The organism is Calditrichota bacterium (genome assembly GCA_014359355.1).
Classification (GTDB): domain Bacteria; phylum Zhuqueibacterota; class Zhuqueibacteria; order JANLFK01; family Oleimicrobiaceae; genus Oleimicrobium.
The window spans coordinates 1-3,171 of sequence record JACIZP010000316.1 but is presented as its reverse complement, the minus strand read 5'-3'; the positions used below and the strand labels follow the sequence as shown (position 1 = coordinate 3,171).

At 61.9% G+C, this 3,171-nt stretch carries 3 protein-coding genes; all 3 read right to left on the bottom strand.

Going from position 1 to position 3,171, the window contains the following annotated elements; all coding sequences use genetic code 11:
* A partial coding sequence (locus H5U38_13605; GenBank protein MBC7188055.1) for a DUF3473 domain-containing protein occupies positions 1-956 on the bottom strand: 956 nt, incomplete at its 3' end.
* Positions 953-1,954: a polysaccharide deacetylase family protein gene (locus H5U38_13600; protein ID MBC7188054.1), complete on the bottom strand. Its 1,002-nt coding sequence runs from the start codon at positions 1,952-1,954 to the stop codon at positions 953-955. The genes H5U38_13605 and H5U38_13600, both read right to left, overlap by 4 nt.
* A 12-nt stretch (positions 1,955-1,966) precedes the next feature.
* Positions 1,967-3,171 (bottom strand): FAD-dependent oxidoreductase (locus tag H5U38_13595; protein ID MBC7188053.1); only part of this gene is annotated, 1,205 nt, incomplete at its 5' end.

The window sequence follows — 3,171 nt, the reverse complement described above, 5'->3', positions numbered from 1 at the left end:
CATGGGACGACGAGCGTGACCTCCTTGCCTTTCGGTCGCACCACCGACACCGGGACCGCCCGCGGAGCAGGCTCTGCATGGGCCTGAGTCTCTTTTTCCGCAGATGGCTCTGGCTCAAGCCCCAAGTATCGGCTCACGCTCATGAATTGTGCATTGCGCAGAAGTATCTGCACCTGCTCGGCCATGCGGTCCAAGTTTCGGTACTGCCTGAGATGGGCAAGGAAGCCGATGTTGTTGATTCGCGGAAGGTCACCGTCCAACTCCCACGGGTGGAAGTAGAGCACAAAGGGGTCGTTGCTCTCGAACGTCCATTTCTGGAAACCCCACAGGGTGAACCAACGTGGCAACTGGCGAAGGTAGTTCCCTCCGGCGATGGGGATGTTGAAGCCCAGCACCCTCGCCGTGGGAGGCGGGAGCTCCCAGAGCCACCCTCGGGCGTTCTTGTACAAGTACGGGCGGCGGAGACTCTTCGCTTCCTGGACGGTCAACAAACTGGGACGCATGCTCGCGTCGTACCGGTACCCTTCTTCAATGAGCACGTCCAGAACCCAGCGGTCCGCGGGAGAGAGCCAGCCCAAGGGGCAGCGATACCCCAGAATCTGCCTCGCGCCAGCAGCTTCCAATGCCTCCCGGGCGCGCAGCAGGTCTTCGCGAAAAGCTTCGGGCGTCAGGCGCCGCACATCCTGCGGCACAAAGCCAGCGCTGGCGATTTCGTGCCCATCTTCCACTAGGCGGGCAATCAACTCTGGCCTCTGCTCGGCGACCCACCCCAAGGTGAAGAAAGTGGCCTTCACCTCGTATTCGGAAAACAGCTTCCGCACCTTCTCTACATTCTGCTCGAGACGCGAAGCGAGGCGGTGCCATTGCCGGCTGCCTATCACCTTGCTGAATACACAGCGATGGTAATAGTCGTGGAGCAGCACGGTGACGATGTGGCGGCGATTCCCTATCGTCATTGCTCGTGGCCTCCGTTTGCCATCCGCACTGTGGGCAGCACCCCACTCCGAGCGACAAAACAGGCGAACGCGCCCATGGGGAGCAGCTCAAAACGAGCCGCCAGACGGTCGAGCGCTTCCCCAGCGACCTCAATCTTGTCCTGCCACGGCAGATTCATGGCGGGAAAGAACGCCAACTCTGGGGCATCCCCTTTGTCGAGAAAATCCAGTGGGTGCAGGAGAAAGCTCGGCCCCGTGGCGGTAGCGCGGCACAAACTCAGCGCAAGTTCAAGGTAGGTGCGCATGAGCGGCCGGGACCTCTGGGCCAAGTACATGAGATAGCTGAGATGAAACGGGGTCCTCAACCCCGGAATTGTCGTCACGGGAATCTCCAGTAGTAGACGGTGCCCGTCCAGGCCGAGGTAGTGAGCCCCTACCGGCCGGAGGCCATCTCGAAAGGAGCCGAAAAGACCCTCTCGGAGCTGTCGTTCCTCCTTCTCCAGGGTGCTCTTGCTCAAGAAATAGAGCCGGGCCAAAGGTGCCACCACCGTCGGCAGCGATGAGGCGTCGTAGGAGTAACCTGCCTCTGCCAGGACCTCGATGAGCGTGGCGCTCCAGCCAAAACCTGGGCCACGGAAGCCCTCTGGCCTCGCGCCCGTGACGCGGAGCAGTTCCTCGTGGGTCCTCAGCACCTCTTCCGCGATAGTCGCACGTGGATGGCGTGGCAACCACGGCTCGTGGTGGTAGGAATGATTGCCGAGTTCGTGTCCGTCCTGGACGATCATCCTGAGTAGGTCGCCATTTTGGGGCCGCGCCGCGTCGACGCCCACGATGAAAAAGGTGATGCGCAGCCCCTTGGCGCGCAGGAAATCGAGCATGCGTGGCACGGCTACGGCCAAGTACGAGGGCAGCTCCTTCCACCGCGCGTCACCGCGGGTGCGCATGTAGGACCACTTGTCGTCGAGGTCCAGGGATACGGCCGCAAGGGGCCTCTGCACGCTGTTCTTGACACCTGTCATGGCTGTTCCCGACTAAGGCTCATCCCGCAGAAGCTGTGCCGCCTCTTCGGCTTGGCGCACCGCTTCGTTCACGTTCAGGGTAGTGTTGACAATCTGGGCAGAGTTCACGATGAACACACCCGGGGCCACGGTGCGCATCGGGGGGGCGATTTCCGAATAACGGAGCGTGGGAAGGGCAAACACATGCTGTTCCCTGTTCACGCTCCAGCCGACGACGTCTTCCAGGCCCAGGGCCGGATAGACGCGGCGGAGCTCCTCTACGAAGGAGTACAGTATCTCTTCAGCAGGCGCCAGCAGCACCGGGTCGTCCGCAGGCACGTATTTTGGCAAGTACACCAGAGAGCGTCCACCAAAGGTGTCCGGATCTATCAGGGATGACATTTCGATAATCCCGGTGAAAGGGAAATCACCATCGGCGATGTTCGTGGTGTAGAAGCCTGCTAAGGGTTTGCGCAATAGCAACGCCAAACATACGATCCCCATGTAGGTAGCTCCGGCTAAGCGCTTGGCCTCGGAGGCAGACAGCCAGGGGCAGGCGCTGACAATAGCCGGGTTGGGCATAGTCAGCACCACCTTGCCGGCGCCGTTGGTTGCACCGTTGTCAAAGCGGAGGAGGTAACCGCCCCCTGCCTCGGGTTCGACGCGACACAGGCGATGGCTGCACCGCACTTTCACGCCGCGTTCGTGCAGGGCACGCTCCAAGGTGCCCACCACGGCTGCGTACCCCCCTTGCACGTAGCCCAGCTCTTCCCTCTTCGCCCCGGTGCGTCGCGCGCTGTAGAGCCTGGCCATGGTCGCCCAGATGAACGCGGCCGACGCCGCCCGGTATTCCTCACCCAGCTTCGCGCGCAAGAGCGGCACCCAGAAGCGTGTGCACGTTCTTGTGCCGGACCAGGTGCGCAGCCACTCGACCGCATGCAGCTGCTCCAAGCGCTGCCAGTTGCGCGTCCTGGAAGCATAGAGAATGTTGGCCCCCAGTCGCAGCTTGTCCAACAGCGTCAAGGCCGGCAACGAGACGAACTCCCGCATGTTGGAAACCGAATACAGCCTCCCGTCGATGAGCAAGCCGGTGCGGGTCTGCTTCCACACGAGCTGGCCGGACAGCCCCAACTCGCCAAGGAGTGCCTGCAAGCGGCTGTCAGACGGCAGAATCACGTGGTAATAGCTGTCCCACGAGACATCGCCAATGCTGGAGCTCCTCACCAAACCGCCCAGCT

Coding starts and splice junctions, on each gene's coding strand:
- H5U38_13600 (MBC7188054.1), bottom strand. CDS start 1,954: ATGACAGGTGTCAAGAACAGCGTGCAGAGGCCCCTTGCGGCCGTATCC.